Here is a 19,203-nt window from a genome sequence, read left to right as displayed (position 1 = left end):
CAGACGGGAGTTCGACGACGGGCCTGGGCGCGCGGGGTGCGGGTCCGGGCGAAGGGCGCGCCTACTCGTCGCCCTTCAGGCGGGCTCGTACGCGCTCCACCACGTCCGCGTATCTCGCCTCCGCGCCGTAGCGCGTCGGTTCGTAGTACTGGCGGCCGTGGATCGTGTCCGGGGCGTACTGCTGGGCCGCGATGCCGCCCGGGACGTCGTGCGGGTAGACGTAGCCCTGGGCGTGGCCGAGCTTCGCCGCGCCCTTGTAGTGGCCGTCGCGCAGGTGCGGCGGGACCGATCCGGCGAGGCCGTTGCGTACGTCCGCCAGGGCGGCGCCGATCGCGGTGGTCGCCGCGTTCGACTTCGGGGCGAGGGCCAGGGCGATCGTCGCGTGGCTCAGGGTGAGCGCCGCCTCGGGGAAACCGATCATGGCCACGGCCTGCGCGGCGGCGACGGCGATCGGCAGCGCGTTCGGATCGGCGAGGCCGATGTCCTCGCTCGCGGAGATCATGAGGCGCCGGGCGATGAACCGCGGGTCCTCGCCCGCCTCGATCATCCGGGCCAGGTAGTGCAGGGCCGCGTCCACGTCCGAGCCGCGGATCGACTTGATGAGCGCGCTGGCCACGTCGTAGTGCTGGTCGCCGTCCCGGTCGTACTTCACGGCCGCGCGGTCGACGGTCTCCTCGACCGTCTCCAGAGTGATCTCCGGCTCGCCCTTGGCGATGGCGGCGCCCGCGGCCGCCTCCAGGGCGGTCAGGGCGCGACGGGCGTCGCCGCCCGCGACACGCAGGAGGTGGGCCTCGGCGTCCTCCGGCAGGGTCACCGCCCCGCCGAGCCCGCGCTCGCCGGTGAGCGCCCGGGCCATCAGGCCACGCAGGTCGTCGTCGGTCAGCGGCTCCAGGGTGAGGAGCAGGGAGCGGGACAGGAGCGGGGAGATGATCGAGAAGTACGGGTTCTCGGTGGTGGCCGCGATGAGCGTCACCCAGCGGTTCTCGACGGCGGGCAGCAGCGAGTCCTGCTGGGCCTTGGAGAAGCGGTGGATCTCGTCGAGGAAGAGGACGGTCTCCTTGCCGTAGCCACCGACCGCGCGGCGGGCTCCGTCGATGACCGCGCGGACCTCCTTGACGCCCGCGGTGATCGCCGACAGCTCCACGAACCGCTTGTTGGTCGCCTTGGAGACCACGTACGCCAGGGTCGTCTTCCCGATACCGGGCGGGCCCCAGAGGATCACGGAGGAGGCGCCGGCGGGGCCGCCGTCGCCGTCGCCCACCAGGCGGCGCAGCGGCGATCCGGGCTTGAGCAGGTGCTTCTGCCCCACCACCTCGTCGAGGGTGCGCGGGCGCATCCGGACGGCCAGCGGGCTGCTGGCGGGGTCCTTCTCCTGGCGGTCTTCGGCTGCTGCGGTAAAGAGGTCGGGCTCCACAGTCATGAAGCCTAGGTCACGCCACCGACAGCGCCGGCTCGTCGGCGGTCCGCCGGCGGACGGTCAGCTGGTCCAGAAGTCCCACCAGCGGGTCAGGATCAGCATGCCGATGATCCCGACGTGCAGGACGGGGAGGACCCAGGTGAACTCGTCGAAGAAGGTCCGGAGGCCGCGAGAGGCGGGGATGACGCCGCTGCGGACGTTCTGCGAGGTCACGTACCAGAACATGACGATGGTGGCGACCCACGCCAGGCAGCACCACAGGCACAGCGAGTTGATCTCGTACAGCGACTGGTACATGAGCCAGGTGCAGAAACCGACACCGAAGAGGGTGCCGGCGTTGAGGCCGAGCCAGTACCAGCGGCGGTAGCGGGCCCCGGCGAGCAGGGCGAGACCGATGGCGATCACCATGGCGTACGTGACGAGGCCGAGCATCGGGTTCGGGAAGCCGAAGACCGAGGCCTGCTCGCTCTTCATGATGTTGCCGCAGGAGACGATCGGGTTGAGGCTGCACCCGGGGACGAAGTTCGGGTCCTCGAGGAGCTTGAACTTGTCGATCGTGATGACCCAGGCGGCGAGCACCCCGGCCGCTCCGGTGATCACGAGCATCCAGGCGAAGGCCTTGCTCGCCCCGATCGTGCCGCCGTCGTGCCGGCCGGACGCGGCCTCGTCCACCGCTGCCTTCGTCATGTCGCCTGTTCCCTCGCTCGCGAGCCTTGTGGGCACGGTCATTCTGCCGTACGAGGCAGCGCGCCCACCGTTCGCCGGAGATAAGTGAAGCGAACATAAGGACGACGAGCAGGGGCCCGGACCCACGCGCGTGCGTGGGTCCGGGCCCCTGCTCCGGAAGTGCGTCAGGCCAGCTTGGCCCGCACCGCGGCGAGCAGCGCGTCCACGGCGACCGCCTGCTGCTCGCCGGACTCCATGTCCTTGAGCTGGACGACACCCTCGGCGAGGTCGCGCTCGCCGGCGACGACCGCGAAGCGGGCGCCCGAGCGGTTGGCGTCCTTCATCGCGCCCTTGAGGCCCTTGCCGCCGAACGAGAAGTCCGCGGAGATGCCCTCCCTGCGCAGCTCGGTGACCTTGCCGAAGAGGATCCGGCGCGCCTCCTCGCCGATGGCCACGGCGAAGACGCTGGTGACGGCGGGGAGGTCGAGCTCGATGCCCTCCGCCTCCAGGGCGAGGACCGTGCGGTCCACCCCGAGCGCCCAGCCGACGGACGGCAGCGCGGGGCCGCCGATCATCTCGGAGAGGCCGTCGTAGCGACCGCCGCCGCCGACCGCCGACTGCGAGCCGAGGCCGCCGTGGACGAACTCGAAGGTCGTGCGGGTGTAGTAGTCCAGGCCGCGCACCAGCTTGGCGTCGTCCTCGAACTCCACGCCCGCCGCGGTGATCAGGGCGCGCACCTCCTCGTGGTACGCCTTGCACGCGTCGCAGAGGTAGTCGCCGAGCAGCGGGGCGCCGACGAGCTGCTTCTGCACGGACTCGCGCTTGTCGTCGAGGACGCGCAGCGGGTTGATCTCGGCGCGGCGCAGGGTCTCCTCGTCGAGGTCGAGCCCGCGCAGGAAGCCCTGGAGCGCCTCGCGGTAGACGGGACGGCACTCCTTGTCGCCCAGCGAGTTGAGCAGGATGCGGAAGTTCCGCAGCCCGAGGGAGCGGTACGCCTGGTCGGCCAGGATGATCAGCTCGGCGTCGAGCGCCGGGTCCTCGGCGCCGATGGCCTCGGCGCCGACCTGGGAGAAGTGGCGGTAGCGGCCCGCCTGGGCCCGCTCGTAGCGGTAGTACGAGCCGGAGTACCAGAGCTTCACCGGCAGGTTGCCCTGCTTGTGCAGGTTGGCCTGGAGCGCCGCGCGCAGCACGGACGCGGTGCCCTCGGGGCGGAGGGCGAGGTGGTCGTTGCCCTTCGTGGTGAGGGTGTACATCTCCTTGGTCACGATGTCGGTGGACTCACCGACACCGCGGGAGAACAGCTCGACGTTCTCGAAACCGGGGGTCTCGATGTAGCCGTAGCCGGAGTTCCTCAGCGGCGTGGAGATCGCGTCCCGGACCGCCAGGAAGGTGGCGGAGCGGGGCGGGATCAGGTCGTACGTGCCCTTGGGGGCCTGAAAGGTGCTCACGAAAGTCTCGTCACATTCCTCGTCGGGGAGCGTCCGTGCTCCCGAGACCGGCGGCCACGTCCCGCAGATAGGGGTTCGTGGCGCGCTCCTGGCCGATGGTCGTCTGGGGACCGTGTCCCGACAGCACCACGGTCGAGTTGTCGAGCGGCAGGCACACGCGGGCCAGCGAAGCGAGCATCTCGTCCATGTCACCGCCGGGAAGGTCGGTGCGTCCGATGGAGCCGGCGAACAGCAGGTCCCCGGAGAAGAACACGGAGGGGACCTCCGTGGTCTCCGGCATCCTGAAGGTCACCGACCCCTTGGTATGACCGGGCGCGTGGGCGACGGAGAAGTCCAGACCGGCGAGCCTCAGCTCGGCGCCGTCCGTCAGTTCTCGCACGTCGTCGGGCTCTCCCACGGTCAGCTCGCCCATGAGGGGCATCCCGATGGAGCGGCCGAGGGCCTTCTCCGGGTCGCTCATCATGTAGCGGTCGGACGGGTGGATCCACGCGGGGACGTCGTGGGCGCCGCACACCGGGACGACGGAGGCGACGTGGTCGATGTGTCCATGGGTGAGGACGACGGCGACGGGCTTGAGCCGATGCTTCTTCAGCGTCTCCTCGACACCCTGGGCGGCCTGGTGGCCCGGGTCGATGATGACGCACTCCTCGCCTGCGGCGGGGGCGACCAGGTAGCAATTGGTCCCCCAGGCCCCGGCGGGGAACCCGGCAATCAGCACGTTCGTCCTTAGATGTCGTCCGGCACGGGGGCTCGGAATTCGCGGAACCCGCGGAAAACGCGGAATACGGCAGATCAGAGCCTACCGGCGGTGCCGGTTCCACAGCCAACCCGTATACGGTACGGGCACACCCGGCCAGGACAGGAACAGACGAGCGACAGGAGCGGAACCGGTGGTCACCAGCGATCAGCGGCGGCGGCAGCTTGCCAGGGAGAAGTACGCGCGGCAGCAGCAGCGGCGGGAGGAGAACCGGCGCAAGGCGAAGCGCCGCAACACCGTCATCGCGGCAGCCCTCGCGGTGGTACTCGCGGCGGGCGGCGCGGTGTACGCGTCCGTGGCGCTGACGGGCGACGACTCCAAGGACGACACGGCGGGCTCCGACAACTCGGCGAGCAGCTCCCCCAGCAGCCCGGCGCCCTCGCAGAGCGAGTCGTCGAGCGCCGAGCCGAAGATGACGGTGGACGCCAAGGCCACGTACGCCATGGCGCTCAAGACGAACGAGGGCGACATCACGATCACCATGGACGCGGCGAAGACCCCGCGCACGGTGAACTCCTTCTCGCACCTCGCCGCCAAGAAGTACTTCGACGGGACGAAGTGCCACCGCCTCACCACCAGCGGCATCTTCGTGCTGCAGTGCGGTGACCCCAAGGGCGACGGCACCGGCGGCCCGGGCTACACCATCCCGGACGAGAACCTGGACGCCCTGGGCAAGGCGGGCGCGGACGGCTCGGTCACCTACCCCGCGGGCACCGTGGCGATGGCGAACACCGGGCAGCCGGGCAGCGGCGGCTCGCAGTTCTTCCTCGTCTACAAGGACACCAAGCTGCCGCCGAGCTACACGCCGTTCGGAAAGATCGACGCGGCCGGCCTCGATGTGGTCAAGGACGTCGCCGAGGCGGGCGTCACGGGCGGCGCCACCGACGGCGCCCCGAAGAAGGCCGTCACCATCGAGAAGGCGACCGTCGCGAAGAAGTGAGCCGGGGTCCGCACGCGCGCGTGACCGCCGAATCTCGGTCGCGCTGAGTGCGGACAGCCGGGCCGCCGTTCGCCTAGATTGGCGTTGTGCAGCGTTGGGCCGTCGGCCGCGCTGCGGAAGGCGGGCGAGGCCCGCCGGGAAACTGTGGACGATGCCCGGGGGGTACGACCCCGCGACGGCATCATGGTGAGGAGGCGCTGTGAGCAGCGACCCGTGGGGCCGCGTCGACGAGACGGGCACCGTGTACGTGCGGACGGCCGAAGGCGAGAAGGTCGTCGGATCGTGGCAGGCCGGCACCCCTGAGGAGGCTCTGGCCTACTTCGAGCGCAAGTACGAGGGCTTGGTTGTCGAGATCGGCCTCCTCGAGAAGCGGGTGAAGACCACCGACCTCTCGGCGAAGGACGCCACCGCGGCGATCGAGCACATCCGCCAGCAGATCGACGAGCACCACGCCGTCGGTGACCTGGCCGCGCTCGCGACCCGCCTCGACAAGCTCGTCGAGACGGTCGACTCGCGCCGCGAGGAGCGCAAGGCCCAGAAGGCCAAGCAGACCGACGAGGCGCGCTCCGCCAAGGAGAAGCTCGTCACCGAGGCCGAGGAGCTGGCCCAGAGCGAGCAGTGGCGCTCCGCGGGCGAGCGGCTGCGCGCGCTCGTGGACACCTGGAAGGGCCTGCCCCGGCTCGACCGCAAGTCCGACGACGAGCTGTGGCACCGCTTCTCGCACGCCCGCTCGGCGTTCTCGAAGCGCCGCAAGGCCCACTTCGCCTCGCTCGACGCCCAGCGCGAGGACGCCCGCAAGGCCAAGGAGCGCCTGGTCGCCGAGGCGGAGTCGCTGTCGAACTCCACCGACTGGGGCACCACGGCGGCCCGCTACCGCGACCTGATGACGGAGTGGAAGGCGGCCGGCCGCGCCCAGCGCGAGCACGAGGACGACCTGTGGAACCGCTTCCGCGGCGCCCAGGACGTCTTCTTCGCGGCGCGCGGCGAGGTCTTCGCCGAGCGGGACGCGGAGCAGACCGAGAACCTCAAGCTCAAGGAGGAGCTCGCGACCGAGGCCGAGAAGCTGCTGCCGGTGTCGGACCTGAAGGCGGCCCGCGCCGCGTTCCGTTCCCTCAACGAGCGGTGGGAGGCCATCGGCCACGTCCCGCGTGACGCCCGTCCCAAGGTCGAGGGCCGGATGCACACGGTGGAGCGGGCCATCCAGGAGGCCGAGGAGACCGAGTGGCGCCGGACGAACCCGGAGGCACGCGCGCGTGCCGCGGGTCTGACCGGTCAGCTCCAGGACGCGGTCGAGAAGCTGCGCAAGCAGATCGACGCGGCCCGCGCCGCCGGCAACGACGCCAAGGCCGACAAGCTCTCCCGTGAGCTGGAGGGCCGCCAGGCCCTGCTCGACCAGGCCATGAAGGGCCTGGAGGAGTTCGGCGGCTGACCCGGCCGTGACCGTACGAGGAAGGCCCCCCGGCCCACGGCCGGGGGGCCTTCCTCGTACGTGCCGTTACGGCCTGCGGGCCGAGGTCACGCGGTACACGTCGTAGACGCCCTCCACGCCGCGTACGGCCTTCAGGACGTGACCCAGGTGCTTCGGGTCGCCCATCTCGAAGGTGAAGCGCGAGGTGGCCACCCGGTCGCGGGAGGTCTGGACGGCCGCCGAGAGGATGTTGACGTGCTGGTCCGAGAGGACCCGGGTGACGTCGGAGAGCAGCCGCGAGCGGTCCAGGGCCTCGACCTGGATCGCGACGAGGAAGACGGAGGACTGGGTGGGCGCCCACTCGACCTCCAGGATCCGCTCCGGCTCCCGGGAGAGCGACTCCACGTTGACGCAGTCGCTGCGGTGAACCGATACGCCACTGCCGCGGGTGACGAAGCCGATGATCGGGTCGCCGGGCACGGGGGTGCAACAGCGGGCCAGCTTCACCCAGACGTCCTCGACGCCCTTGACGACGACACCGGGGTCGGCGCTGGAGCGGCGCTTGGAGCGGCCGCGGGTGGGCGGGGCCGTCTCGTCGATGTCCTCGGTGGCGGCCTCCTCGCCGCCGAGCGCCTGGACGAGCTTCTGCACGATGGACTGGGCGGTGACATGGCCCTCGCCGATCGCCGCGTACAGCGAGGAGATGTCGCTGTAGCGCATCTCGTGGGCGAGGGTGACGAGGGAGTCGCCGGTGAGGATCCGCTGGATCGGCAGGTTCTGCTTGCGCATGGCCCGCGCGATGGCGTCCTTGCCCTGCTCGATGGCCTCGTCGCGGCGCTCCTTGGAGAACCAGGCCCGGATCTTGTTGCGGGCGCGCGGGGACTTGACGAAGCCCAGCCAGTCGCGGGAGGGCCCGGCGCCGGCGGCCTTGGAGGTGAAGACCTCGACCAGGTCGCCGTTGTCGAGGGTCGATTCGAGCGGCACGAGCCGCCCGTTGACCCGGGCTCCTATGGTGCGGTGGCCGACCTCGGTGTGGACGGCGTACGAGAAGTCGACGGGGGTCGCACCGGCGGGCAGCGCGATGACGTCGCCCTTGGGGGTGAAGACGAAGACCTCGTTGCGCGAGAGGTCGAAGCGCAGGGACTCCAGGAACTCGCTGGGGTCCTCGGTCTCCTTCTGCCAGTCGAGGAGCTGGCGCAGCCACGCCATGTCGTTGAGGTGGTCGTCCTTGCCGGTCCTCTTCGGCACGTCGGCGCGGACCTTGGAGGCACCTGCGACGGCCTCCTGCTTGTACTTCCAGTGCGCGGCGATGCCGTACTCGGCGCGCCGGTGCATGTCGAACGTGCGGATCTGCAGCTCGACCGGCTTGCCGTTGGGTCCGATGACCGTCGTGTGCAGCGACTGGTACATGTTGAACTTCGGCATCGCGATGTAGTCCTTGAACCGGCCGGGGACCGGGTTCCATCGCGCGTGGACGGTGCCGAGGGCGGCGTAGCAGTCGCGCACCGTGTCGACGAGGACACGGATGCCCACCAGGTCGTAGATCTCCGCGAAGTCACGGCCGCGGACGATCATCTTCTGGTAGACGCTGTAGTAGTGCTTGGGGCGGCCGGTGACGGTGGCCTTGATGCGGGCGGCGCGCAGGTCGGTCTGGACCTCGTCGGTCACTATGGCGAGGTACTCGTCCCGCTTGGGGGCGCGCTCGGCGACGAGCCGGACGATCTCGTCGTACATCTTGGGGTAGAGGATCGCGAAGGCGAGGTCCTCCAGCTCCCACTTGATGGTGTTCATGCCCAGGCGGTGGGCCAGGGGCGCGTAGATCTCTAGGGTCTCGCGGGCCTTCTTCTCCTGCTTCTCCCGCTTGAGGTAGCGCATGGTGCGCATGTTGTGCAGGCGGTCGGCGAGCTTGATGACCAGGACGCGCGGGTCCTTGGCCATGGCGACGACCATCTTGCGGACGGTCTCGGCCTGCGCGGCCTCGCCGAACCTGACCTTGTCGAGCTTGGTGACGCCGTCGACGAGCAGGGTGACCTGGTCGCCGAAGTCGCGGCGCAGGTCCTCCAGGCCGTACTCGGTGTCCTCGACGGTGTCGTGCAGCAGACCGGCCATCAGAGTCGCCGGATCCATGCCGAGCTCGGCGAGGATGGTGGTCACGGCGAGCGGGTGCGTGATGTACGGGTCGCCGCTCTTGCGCTTCTGGCCGCGGTGCCAGCGCTCGGCGACCTGGTAGGCCCGCTCGACCTGGCGGAGCGTCGCCGTCTCGATCTTCGGGTCGTTGGAGCGGACGATCCGCAGCAGCGGTTCGAGGACCGGGTTGTACGGGGAGGAGCGCTGGACGCCGAGCCGGGCCAGACGGGCGCGTACGCGGTTGGACGAGCCGCCGGAGCGGGCGGGCGCCGCCGGCGCGGGCCGCGTGGGGGCCGCGGCCTCGGGCGCCGGGGGCTTGGGGGCCGGCGACGCGGACGCGGCAGGCGCGGGCCCGGTCTCCGCGGGCTTGTTCTGGGGCGTGCCGGTCCCCTGCGCGGCCTTGTCGGCCTTCGGGTCGGGCTGCGCGGCGGAGAGTGACTGGGCCTCGTCTGGCAAGAGCGCTCCTCTGGGGTCCCCCCGGACGGAGTCTGGGGGAGGTGCCGGGTCCCCCGGTCAGGCCCGGAAAGCCCATGGTATCGAGCCCTGACACGCACCGCTCACGCGGCCGGGGCAGGGAACGGGCCCGACGGCGGGCGCGGCACGCCCCCGGGTTCCCGGACCGGGACACTCCGGAAAACCGACGGGGCGCCCCGGGGATTCCCCGGAGCGCCCCGTGCGGGATGAAGCCCGATGTCAGACGGTGATCAGCGCCGTGAGCGGAGCGCCGTTCAGAGCCGGCTCCAGGCGGGCACGGCCCGGGAGGAAGCCGAGTTCCATCAGGACCGCGACGCCCGCGACCTCGGCGCCCGCACGACGGATGAGCTCGATCGAGGCCTCGGCCGTCCCGCCGGTGGCGAGGACGTCGTCGATGACCATGACGCGGTCGCCCGCCGCCAGGTCCTCGGCGTGCACCTCGATCTCGGCGGTGCCGTACTCCAGCTCGTACGCCTGGCGGAGCGTCGCCCCGGGGAGCTTGCCGGCCTTGCGGACGGGGATGAAGCCCAGTCCCGCACGGACGGCCACCGGGGCGGCCAGGATGAAGCCGCGCGCCTCGAGACCGACGATCTTCGTCGCGCCGTGCGCGGAGCACAGCCCGGCGAGGGCGTCGGTGAGCGCCGTGAACGCCTCCGGGTCCGCGAGCAGCGGCGTGATGTCCTTGAACAGCACGCCCGGCTTCGGGTAGTCCGCCACGTCGCGGATGCGGCTGAGCAGGAGGTCGGTGACGTCCTGGGCCTCGGCGGTCATCCTCGGTGCTCCGAGGAGCGGCCGCGACGGCTCGCCCGCGGGCCGACGACGGCGATCTCGCCGTCGTCGTCGGACCGGTCGTCCGACCCGTCGTACGACTCGCCCTTGGCGGCCGCACCGGCCCGCTTCGCCATGATGCGCTTCTTGAGTGCCCTGATCGCCGGCTCGCGCTCCTTGAGGTCGGCGACGAGCGGGGTGGCGATGAAGATCGAGGAGTACGCACCGGCCGCGAGACCGACGAACAGCGACAGCGAGATGTCGTTGAGCATGCCGGCGCCGAGGACGCCGCCACCGATGAAGAGCAGGCCGGCGACCGGCAGCAGCGCGACGACGGTGGTGTTGATCGAACGGACCAGGGTGCCGTTGATCGAGCGGTTGGCCAGCTCGCTGTACGTGAAGCGGGTCTGCTTCGTGATGTCCTTCGTCTGTTCCTTGAGCGAGTCGAAGACGACGACCGTGTCGTACAGCGAATAACCGAGGATCGTCAGCAGACCGATGACCGTACCGACGGTCACCTCGAAGCCGACCAGCGAGTAGATGCCGACCGTGATCGTGAGGTCGTGGATCAGCGCGATGAGCGCCGCGATCGCCATTCTCCACTCGAAGGCGATGGCCAGATAGATCACCACGAGGATCATGAAGATCCCCAGACCGGTCCAGGCCTTGGTGGCGATCTGCTCACCCCAGCTGGGACCGACCAGCTCCGCCGCGATCTTGTCCTCGGCGACGTTCAGGTCCTTGGCGAGCTCCGTGCGGACCTTGTCGGACTGCGCGGTGTCGAGGCCGCCGACCTGGATGCGGAGGGAGCCGTTGCCGAGCTGCTGGACGATCGCGTCGTGGCCGGAGGCCTCTTCCGCGTACTCCTGCGCCTGGCTGACGGAGACCTCCGACTTCGGGGTGGTGAAGACGGCACCGCCCTGGAACTCGATGCCCATGTTCAGGCCGCGGACGGCCAGGGCGACGATGGCGGTGATGGTGATCAGGATGGACAGGCCATACCAGATCTTGCGGTTGCCGATGAAGTCGTAGCCGACCTCACCACGGTGGAGCCGGGCGCCGAGATCTCCGAGCTTCGACATCTCACGCCTCCTTCGGGTCGACAGGGCCAGCGACAGAGGCATTGGCACGACGGGTGCGGCGCAGCGGCGGCTTGGCGCCGAGTCGCTTCGGGTCGAGGCCGGACCAGGCGTGGCCCTCGCCGAAGAACTTGGTCCGCGCGAGGAGCGTCATGACCGGCTTGGTGAAGAGGAACACCACGACGACGTCGAGCAGGGTGGTCAGGCCGAGCGTGAACGCGAAGCCCTGGACCTTGCCGACGGTGACGATGAAGAGCACGGCCGCGGCCAGGAACGACACGAAGTCGGAGACCAGGATGGTGCGACGGGCGCGCGGCCAGGCGCGCTCGACGGCCGGGCGGAGGGAACGGCCCTCGCGGAGCTCGTCACGGATGCGCTCGAAGTACACGATGAACGAGTCCGCGGTGATACCGATGGCGACGATGGCGCCACAGACGGCCGGCAGGTTCAGCGCGAAGCCGATGGCCGGGCCGAGCAGGGCCATGATCACGTAGGTGAGCAGCGCGGAGACGCCGAGGCTCAGGATGGCGATCAGCGACAGGCCGCGGTAGTAGGCCACCAGGTAGATGATGACCAGACCGAGGCCGATGGCGCCGGCGATCAGACCGGCCTCCAGCTGCTCGCCGCCGAGCGCGGCGGTGACCGTGTCGACGCTCTGCGTCTCGAAGGTCAGCGGCAGGGCACCGTACGACAGGATGTTGCCGAGGTCCTGGGCCGACTGCTGGTTGAAGTTGCCGGAGATCTCGGCGCTGGCGCTCAGCGTCTGGCGCACCGACGGGGCCGAGACGACCTCGCCGTCCAGGACGATCGCGAAGCGGTTCTGCGGGTCCGCCTGCGACGACAGCTTGCTGGTGATCGCCTGGAACTTCTTCGAACCCGCGTCCGTGAAGTCCATGGTGACGATCCACATGCCGCGCTGCTGGTCGAGCTGGCCCTTGGCGTCGTCGACGTCACGGCCCTCGACCTCGGCCGGGCCGAGGAGGTACTTCGACCAGACGCCGGGGGCGTCCTCACCGCACGCGACCGAGGGCTCGCTGGGCTTGACGCCCTGGCCCGCGGCGGTGCGCTGCTTGGGGTCGAGGCAGTTCAGGGAGGTGAACTTCTGCTGGAGCGCCGCGGTGGCGGCGTCCGGCGCCGGCGTCGCCGACGGGGTCCCGCTGGCCTTCGGCGTCGCGGAGGCGCTGCCGGTCGGCGTGGGGGTGGGGCTCGGGGCCTTGAGGGCCTCGGTGAGCGCGCGGCCCTGGGCGGAGCCGGTGGCCGTCGGGGTGGCCGACTTCTCGCCCACGGTCGAGCCGGAGGCGGAGGAGGACGGCTTCGGCGTGGCGGAGGGAGAACCGGAGGAGCTGGCGCTGGGCGCCGCGGCGGGTCCACCGTTCGTCACCGCGAGAACCGGCCGGAAGTAGAGCTGGGCGGTGGTACCGACCTGCTCCCGGGCCTGCTTCTCGTTCGTCCCGCGAGGGATGTTGACGATGATGTTCTCTTTGCCCTGCGTCTGGACCTCGGCCTCGGAGACACCGAGACCGTTGACCCGGCGCTCGATGATGCCGACGGCGGTGTTCATGTTGGTCTCGTTGACCGCCGACTCCTGGCCGGGCTCAGCCTTGGCCTTGAGCGTGATCGACGTACCGCCGGCGAGGTCGATGCCCAGGCGCGGGGTGGTGTGCCCCGACCAGAACATCCCGCCGGTGAGCGCGACCATGGCGATCAGGATGAGTGCCAGGGCGCGGCCCGGCCGGCTCTGTCCCCCCGCCGGCCTTCGGCCCTTCTTCGGTGCTGCCACCTGTCGTATCTCCCTGTCCAACCGTCCCGCGCCGGGTGTGCGCGGGACGGCCACGAAGTGTGTGTGGGGACCTTCCCCCGCAGACGTGGAACCGTTCCGGGAACCGCGCACGCCGGTGGGCGTGCGCGGTGTCCTCGGCCGCGACTACTTCGCGTCGGTCTCGCCGTCGGCCTTGCCGTCCTTCTGGCCCTCCGCAGCGTCGGTCACGTCCGACTTCTTCGTCAGATCGGCCTTCGGCGCGTCCTCGACGGTCTCCGTGGCCTCGGCGGCCTCGGTCAGCGACGAGGCGTCGTCCGGGACGACGGTGTCGGAGTCCGAGTCCTCGTCGTCACCGTGGACGATGCGGTTGTACTCGGAGTCCTCGAGGACGGCGCCGATCGCGTTCTTGGCGTAGACGGCGTGCACGCCGGGCGCGACCTCGAGGAGGACGGTCTCGTCGCCGATCTCCTTGACGGTGGCGTACATCCCCCCGATCGTGCGTACGCCGGTGCCGGGCTGCATCTCGTTGCGCATCTGCGCCGCCGCCTGCTGCTTCTTCTTGGCAGAGCGGGTCATCAGGAACATGGCCCCGATGAGGACGATGAAGGGGAGGAGGGTCACGATGCTCACGGGACGGGTTTCCTTCGCACGGTCGCGGAGAACCCGCGGCCTGATCTTCGGGGGTGGGCGCGCCGACCAGAAAGGGCGGCATCGGCGGAGTCTAGGCGAGTCCGCATCGACTGAACAACGTCCAGCATCGCACCCCGGTTCCGGTCCGGGCGAGTGTCAGCACCGTCACGCCCCGAAGAGCCCCTGTTGTCCCATTCCCGTGCCGTTCCCGGCGCTCCCTGGGCCCGCTGCCTGCGGCGGAACCAGTCCGAGGTGCGCCCATGCCGCGGGGGTGGCGACCCGACCACGGGGCGTACGGGCCAGCAGACCCTCCCGTACGAGGAAGGGTTCGGCGACCTCCTCGACGGTCTCGCGCTCCTCCCCCACCGCGACGGCCAGCGTGGAGAGACCGACCGGGCCGCCGCCGAAGAGCTTGAGCAGGGCCTCCAGGACGCCGCGGTCGAGCCGGTCGAGGCCGCGGCCGTCGACCTCGTACACGCTGAGGGCCGCCTCGGCGATCTCCCGGGTGATGACGCCGTCGGCCTTGACCTGCGCGTAGTCGCGGACGCGGCGGAGCAGCCGGTTGGCGATGCGGGGGGTGCCGCGGGACCGGCCGGCGATCTCGGCGGCTCCCGCCGGGTCGATCTCGACGTCGAGGAGTCCGGCGGAGCGGTGGATCACGCGCTGGAGCTCGGCCGGGTCGTAGAACTCCATGTGGCCGGTGAAGCCGAAGCGGTCGCGCAGCGGCGGCGGCAGGAGTCCGGCCCGGGTGGTGGCGCCGACCAGGGTGAACGGCGGGAGTTCGAGCGGGATGGCGGTGGCTCCGGGGCCCTTGCCGACGATGACGTCGACCCGGAAGTCCTCCATCGCCATGTAGAGCATCTCCTCGGCGGGCCGGGACATCCGGTGGATCTCGTCGAGGAACAGGATCTCGCCCTCCTGGAGGGAGGAGAGGATCGCGGCGAGGTCGCCGGCGTGCTGGATGGCGGGGCCCGAGGTGATGCGGATCGGCGCGTTCATCTCGGCGGCGATGATCATGGAGAGGGTGGTCTTGCCGAGGCCGGGGGCGCCGGAGAGCAGCACGTGGTCGGCGGTGGCGCCGCGCTGGCGGGCGGCTTTGAGGACCAGGTCGAGCTGCTGACGGACCTTCTCCTGGCCGACGAACTCACTGAGGTCCTTGGGCCGCAGAGCCGCCTCGACGGCCTGGTCGTCGCCCTCGGCCGATGCCCCGACGATGCGCGCCTCGTCGTCGCCGGTGGTCTCGTCGTCCCAGTTCACGGTTCTCTGCCTTCTCGGTGGTGGTGCGGTGGTCGGTGCGGCGGGGTGGGGAGGGCCCCGCGCGGCGGGGCCCGTCAGCGGGCGCGGTTCAGGGACTGCAGGGCCGCCCGCAGCAGCTGCGGCACCGGCGCCGAGCCACCCGCCGCGATCGCCTCCTCGGCCTGCGGCGTCACCGCCGCCACCGCCTCCTCCGCCTCGCGCGACGCGTAGCCGAGTCCGATGAGCGCGGCGGACAGCTGCTCCGTCCACGGCGCGGGCCCGGAGGCCGCCGCCCGCTGCGCGCCGACCATGCCACTGCTGCCGAGCGGGGCGCCGAGCTTGTCCTTCAGTTCGAGGAGGAGTTTCTGCGCGCCCTTCTTGCCGATGCCGGGGACGGCCATGAGGGCCTTCTCGTCACCGGTGGACACCGCGACGCGCAGGGCGTCGGGGCTGTGCACCCCGAGCATGGCCTGGGCGAGGCGGGGCCCGACGCCGCTGGCGGTCTGGAGGAGCTCGAAGACCTGCCGCTCGTCGTCGTCCGCGAAGCCGTACAGGGTGAGGGAGTCCTCCCGCACGACGAGGGAGGTGGCGAGCCGGGCGTCCGCACCGATCCGCAGTCCCGCGAGCGTTCCCGGGGTGCACTGGACGGCCATGCCCACACCGCCGACCTCGATGACGACCGTGGTGGGGGCGAGCGCGGCGACCGGGCCGCTGACGAAGGCGATCATCGGGTTCGGCCTTTCACTGCGGCCGCCTGCCGGGCGACCGCCTGCTGGAGACGGTTCTCGGCGACGGCCTGCTGGAGACGGTTCTGGGCGGGGGCGCGCCAGATGTGGCAGATGGCGAGGGCGAGGGCGTCGGCGGCGTCGGCCGGTTTGGGCGGGGCGGACAGCCGGAGCAGCCGGGTCACCATGGCCCCGACCTGTGCCTTGTCGGCGCGTCCGCTTCCGGTGACGGCGGCCTTGACCTCGCTGGGGGTGTGCAGGGCGACGGGGATGCCGCGGCGCGAGGCGCAGAGCATGGCGACGGCACTGGCCTGGGCCGTGCCCATCACCGTACGGACGTTGTGCTGGCTGAACACCCGCTCCACTGCGACGAGTTCGGGCTGGAAGCGGTCGAGCCACTCCTCGATGCCGCGCTCGATGCCGACGAGGCGCACCCCGATGTCGTCGTCCGCGGCCGTCCGCACCACGCCCACGCCGAGCATGGTGAGGGGCCGTCCGGCGACGCCCTCGACGACGCCCACGCCGCACCGGGTCAGACCCGGGTCCACCCCGAGAACACGCACGCCGCACCCCCTCCTCGCTCACCTGTTTGTGCAGGCTATCCGCTGCCACCGACAACGCCGCACGAACGACAGCGGGCCGACGGGGGTGTGTCCCCGTCGGCCCGCTGCGGAACCGCGTCGATCGACGGCCCGGATCAGGCGTCGACCTTCTCCATGACCTCGTCGCTGACGTCGAAGTTGGCGAAGACGTTCTGCACGTCGTCGCTGTCCTCCAGCGCGTCGATCAGCTTGAAGATCTTGCGCGCGCCCTCTTCGTCGAGCTCGACCTGCATGGTCGGGACGAAGCTGGACTCGGCGGAGTCGTAGTCGATACCGGCCTCCTGGAGGGCGGTGCGGACCGCGACCAGGTCGGTGGCCTCGCTGATGATCTCGAAGGACTCACCGAGGTCGTTGACCTCCTCGGCACCGGCCTCGAGCACCGACTCCAGGACGTCGTCCTCGGACAGTTCGCCCTTGGGGAGCACGATGACGCCCTTGCGGTTGAACAGGTACGAGACCGAGCCCGGGTCGGCCATGGAGCCGCCGTTGCGGGTCATGGCCACGCGCACGTCGGAGGCGGCGCGGTTGCGGTTGTCGGTGAGGCACTCGATGAGCACCGCGACACCGTTCGGGCCGTAGCCCTCGTACATGATCGTCTCGTAGTCGGCGCCGCCGGCCTCGAGACCCGCACCGCGCTTGAGCGCGGAGTCGATGTTCTTGTTCGGGACCGACTGCTTCTTGGCCTTCTGGACGGCGTCGAACAGCGTCGGGTTACCGTCCAGGTCGGCGCCGCCCGTGCGGGCCGCGACCTCGATGTTCTTGATCAGCTTCGCGAAGAGCTTGCCGCGCTTGGCGTCGATCACGGCCTTCTTGTGCTTCGTCGTAGCCCATTTAGAGTGGCCGGACATCTGCCTGTCTCCTTCGCGTAACCCATTTCTGAACGAACCCCAGAGATCCTACCGGGATCGGATCAGCGTGCCGCGCGCACCATGTCGACGAACAGGGCGTGAATACGGTGATCCCCGGTGAGCTCCGGGTGGAACGAGGTCGCGAGCACCCGGCCCTGTCGCACGGCGACGATGTGGCCCTCGTGCTCGGCGAGGATCTCGACCTCGGCACCGACGGACTCCACCCAGGGGGCCCGGATGAAGACGCCCTCGACGGGGCCGTCCTCGATGCCCGCGACGGTGACGCCGGCCTCGAAGGACTCGTTCTGCCGCCCGAAGGCGTTGCGGCGGACGATCATGTCGATGCCGCCGAAGGTCTCCTGGCCCGAACGCGGGTCGAGGATCTTCTCGGCGAGCATGATCAGACCGGCGCAGGTGCCGTAGACCGGCAGGCCGGCGGCTATGCGCTCGCGCAGCGGCTCCGCCATGCCGAACAGCTCGGCCAGCTTGGAGATGGTGGTGGACTCCCCGCCGGGGATGACCAGACCGTCGATCTCGGCCAGCTCTTCGGGGCGCCGGACCGGCCTGGCCACGGCGTCAGCCGCGGCCAGGGCGATCAGGTGCTCCCGTACGTCGCCCTGGAGTGCCAGGACACCGATCACGGGTGTGCTCATCAGTGACTACCAGCCGCGGTTGGCGTAGCGCTCGGACTCGGGGAGGGTGTCGCAGTTGATGCCGACCATGGCCTCGCCCAGGTTGCGGGAGGCGTCCGCGATGATCTTCGGGTCGTCGTAGAAGGTGGTGGCCTTCACGATGGCGGCGGCGCGCTTGGCCGGGTCGCCCGACTTGAAGATGCCGGAGCCGACGAAGACGCCCTCGGCGCCGAGCTGGCGCATGAGCGCGGCGTCGGCGGGGGTGGCGACGCCACCGGCGGAGAACAGCACGACCGGGAGCTTGCCGAGCTCGGCGACCTCCTTGACGAGCTCGTACGGCGCGCGCAGGTCCTTGGCGGCGGCGAACAGCTCGTTGTTGTCGAAGCCGCGCAGCCTGGCGATCTCGTTCTTGATCTGGCGCAGGTGGCGGACGGCCTCGACGACGTTGCCGGTGCCGGCCTCGCCCTTGGAGCGGATCATGGCCGCGCCCTCGGCGATACGGCGCAGGGCCTCGCCCAGGTTGGTGGCGCCACAGACGAAGGGGGTCGTGAAGGCCCACTTGTCGGAGTGGTTGACCTCGTCGGCCGGGGTGAGGACCTCGGACTCGTCGATGTAGTCGACACCGAGGGACTGCAGGACCTGGGCCTCGACGAAGTGGCCGATGCGGGACTTGGCCATGACCGGGATGGAGACCGCGCCGATGATCTCTTCGATCATGTTCGGGTCGGACATGCGGGCCACGCCGCCGTCCTTGCGGATGTCCGCGGGGACCCGCTCCAGGGCCATGACGGCCACGGCACCGGCGTCCTCGGCGATCTTCGCCTGCTCGGCGTTGACCACGTCCATGATCACGCCGCCCTTGAGCTGCTCGGCCATGCCGCGCTTCACACGGGCGGTGCCGGTCTCGGGGGACTGGGGGGAAACGGAAGGCGTGGTGGACACGGGTACCTCACTCGTGACAACAGGGGTTGACGACTAGGTTGAGGAAACAGTCCACGTGCAGTCCACAGCAAGGGCCAATGTGGACCCGGTGGATCGTTTTCGCAGGCTGAGAGCGTCAGGCCGGGCGGTCGGCAAGGGCCACCGGCGCCTCGTCGTCCATTTCGAAGGCCAGCGGGAAGGGCGCGTGGCCCGCGAGCCGGAACCAGCGGACCGTACGGTGGCGCCGCAGCGCGCGGGCGGCGCGGACGGCGTCGTTGTGGAAACGGCGGGCCATCGGCACCCGGCGGACGGACGCCGCGAGCTCCTCCGCGGCCTCCTCGCCACCCGGAGCCTCCCGTACGAGCTCCACCTGCTCGGGCTCGCCGAACACCACCCGCAGGGCCTGGCTCAACTCGCTCTCGGCGACCTCCCGGTGGTCCTCCTCGGCCTGCCGTGCGGCGTGCGCGGCCTCGTACAGGACGATCGAGGCGGCGGGGTCGAGAACGCCGGAGGTGGCCAGCTCCTGGGTGACCGAGGCCCGGCGCAGCAACTGCGCGTCCAGGGCCGCGCGGGCGGCGTCGATACGGGAGTGCAGCCGGTCGAGCCGTCCGGCGGTCCAGCTGAGATAGACGCCGATGAGAATCAGCGCGACGACGGTCCAGATCAGGGTTTCGGTCACGGGCCGAAAGGCTACCGGGGCGGCGGCAGCACCCCTTCCCAAAGGCCGTGGTCATGGGCGAACAGGGCACGCGCGGGCCGGCCCGCG

The 19,203-nt window shown here is 70.6% G+C and carries 18 protein-coding genes; 2 read left to right on the top strand and 16 right to left on the bottom strand.

Annotation, left to right across the window (positions count from 1 at the left end):
• Positions 1-61: 61 nt before the first annotated feature.
• The 4 genes from AOK00_RS23945 to AOK00_RS23930 all read right to left on the bottom strand — a co-directional run bounded on the left by AOK00_RS23945 (position 62) and on the right by AOK00_RS23930 (position 4,249).
• The gene (locus AOK00_RS23945) at positions 62-1,414 is read right to left on the bottom strand and encodes a replication-associated recombination protein A (RefSeq protein WP_030316266.1); all 1,353 of its coding nucleotides are present in this window, start codon (positions 1,412-1,414) and stop codon (positions 62-64) included.
• A gap of 63 nt (positions 1,415-1,477) precedes the next feature.
• Positions 1,478-2,104, bottom strand: a complete 627-nt coding sequence (locus AOK00_RS23940; protein ID WP_055602355.1) for a vitamin K epoxide reductase family protein — start codon at positions 2,102-2,104, stop codon at positions 1,478-1,480.
• A 164-nt stretch (positions 2,105-2,268) separates the two neighbouring features.
• A complete protein-coding gene (gene hisS / locus AOK00_RS23935) occupies positions 2,269-3,531 on the bottom strand; it encodes a histidine--tRNA ligase (RefSeq protein ID WP_055602354.1) in 1,263 nt (420 codons plus the stop codon).
• A gap of 10 nt (positions 3,532-3,541) precedes the next feature.
• A complete protein-coding gene (locus AOK00_RS23930; protein ID WP_055602353.1) occupies positions 3,542-4,249 on the bottom strand; it encodes an MBL fold metallo-hydrolase in 708 nt (235 codons plus the stop codon).
• Between the two features lie 172 nt (positions 4,250-4,421).
• On the opposite strand from AOK00_RS23930, the gene AOK00_RS23925 reads away from it, so the two are divergent.
• Positions 4,422-5,228 carry a peptidylprolyl isomerase gene (locus tag AOK00_RS23925; protein WP_055602352.1) on the top strand — a complete coding sequence of 269 codons (807 nt, stop codon included), beginning with the start codon at positions 4,422-4,424 and terminating at the stop codon, positions 5,226-5,228.
• A gap of 199 nt (positions 5,229-5,427) precedes the next feature.
• Positions 5,428-6,657, top strand: coding sequence for a DUF349 domain-containing protein (locus AOK00_RS23920; protein WP_055602351.1), 1,230 nt, complete (start codon positions 5,428-5,430; stop codon positions 6,655-6,657).
• 66 nt (positions 6,658-6,723) lie between these two features.
• Here the strand turns inward: AOK00_RS23920 and AOK00_RS23915 are convergent, their stop codons facing one another.
• From AOK00_RS23915 to AOK00_RS23860, 12 genes are all read right to left on the bottom strand, one after another.
• Complete coding sequence (locus AOK00_RS23915; RefSeq protein ID WP_055602350.1) at positions 6,724-9,219, bottom strand: RelA/SpoT family protein; 2,496 nt, start codon at positions 9,217-9,219, stop codon at positions 6,724-6,726.
• A 237-nt stretch (positions 9,220-9,456) separates the two neighbouring features.
• Complete coding sequence (locus tag AOK00_RS23910; protein WP_055602349.1) at positions 9,457-10,008, bottom strand: adenine phosphoribosyltransferase; 552 nt, start codon at positions 10,006-10,008, stop codon at positions 9,457-9,459.
• Positions 10,005-11,087, bottom strand: a complete 1,083-nt coding sequence (gene secF / locus AOK00_RS23905) for a protein translocase subunit SecF (RefSeq protein WP_055602348.1) — start codon at positions 11,085-11,087, stop codon at positions 10,005-10,007. The genes AOK00_RS23910 and secF overlap by 4 nt, the downstream gene beginning before the upstream one ends.
• A 1-nt stretch (position 11,088) precedes the next feature.
• Positions 11,089-12,864: a protein translocase subunit SecD gene (gene secD, locus AOK00_RS23900; protein WP_055602347.1), complete on the bottom strand. Its 1,776-nt coding sequence runs from the start codon at positions 12,862-12,864 to the stop codon at positions 11,089-11,091.
• 144 nt (positions 12,865-13,008) lie between these two features.
• A complete protein-coding gene (gene yajC / locus AOK00_RS23895) occupies positions 13,009-13,473 on the bottom strand; it encodes a preprotein translocase subunit YajC (RefSeq protein WP_055602346.1) in 465 nt (154 codons plus the stop codon).
• A 165-nt stretch (positions 13,474-13,638) separates the two neighbouring features.
• Positions 13,639-14,730: a Holliday junction branch migration DNA helicase RuvB gene (gene ruvB, locus AOK00_RS23890; protein WP_055602345.1), complete on the bottom strand. Its 1,092-nt coding sequence runs from the start codon at positions 14,728-14,730 to the stop codon at positions 13,639-13,641.
• A gap of 74 nt (positions 14,731-14,804) precedes the next feature.
• Positions 14,805-15,437, bottom strand: coding sequence for a Holliday junction branch migration protein RuvA (ruvA, locus tag AOK00_RS23885; protein ID WP_055602344.1), 633 nt, complete (start codon positions 15,435-15,437; stop codon positions 14,805-14,807).
• Positions 15,434-15,997 (bottom strand): crossover junction endodeoxyribonuclease RuvC, encoded by a 564-nt coding sequence (ruvC, locus tag AOK00_RS23880; RefSeq protein ID WP_055602343.1) that lies wholly within the window; start codon positions 15,995-15,997, stop codon positions 15,434-15,436. The genes ruvA and ruvC overlap by 4 nt, the downstream gene beginning before the upstream one ends.
• Before the next feature lie 134 nt (positions 15,998-16,131).
• Positions 16,132-16,884, bottom strand: a complete 753-nt coding sequence (locus tag AOK00_RS23875; RefSeq protein ID WP_055602342.1) for a YebC/PmpR family DNA-binding transcriptional regulator — start codon at positions 16,882-16,884, stop codon at positions 16,132-16,134.
• A gap of 62 nt (positions 16,885-16,946) precedes the next feature.
• Positions 16,947-17,537, bottom strand: coding sequence for a pyridoxal 5'-phosphate synthase glutaminase subunit PdxT (gene pdxT, locus AOK00_RS23870; protein ID WP_063886646.1), 591 nt, complete (start codon positions 17,535-17,537; stop codon positions 16,947-16,949).
• 6 nt (positions 17,538-17,543) lie between these two features.
• Positions 17,544-18,458, bottom strand: a complete 915-nt coding sequence (gene pdxS / locus AOK00_RS23865) for a pyridoxal 5'-phosphate synthase lyase subunit PdxS (protein WP_030204560.1) — start codon at positions 18,456-18,458, stop codon at positions 17,544-17,546.
• A gap of 115 nt (positions 18,459-18,573) precedes the next feature.
• Complete coding sequence (locus tag AOK00_RS23860; protein ID WP_030316227.1) at positions 18,574-19,116, bottom strand: membrane protein; 543 nt, start codon at positions 19,114-19,116, stop codon at positions 18,574-18,576.
• Positions 19,117-19,203 lie beyond the last annotated feature (87 nt).

The organism is Streptomyces aureus, assembly GCF_001418135.1.
Taxonomy (GTDB): domain Bacteria; phylum Actinomycetota; class Actinomycetes; order Streptomycetales; family Streptomycetaceae; genus Streptomyces; species Streptomyces aureus_A.
The sequence above is the reverse complement of the archived record's forward strand: the minus strand, read 5'-3'. Positions and strand labels throughout refer to the sequence as shown.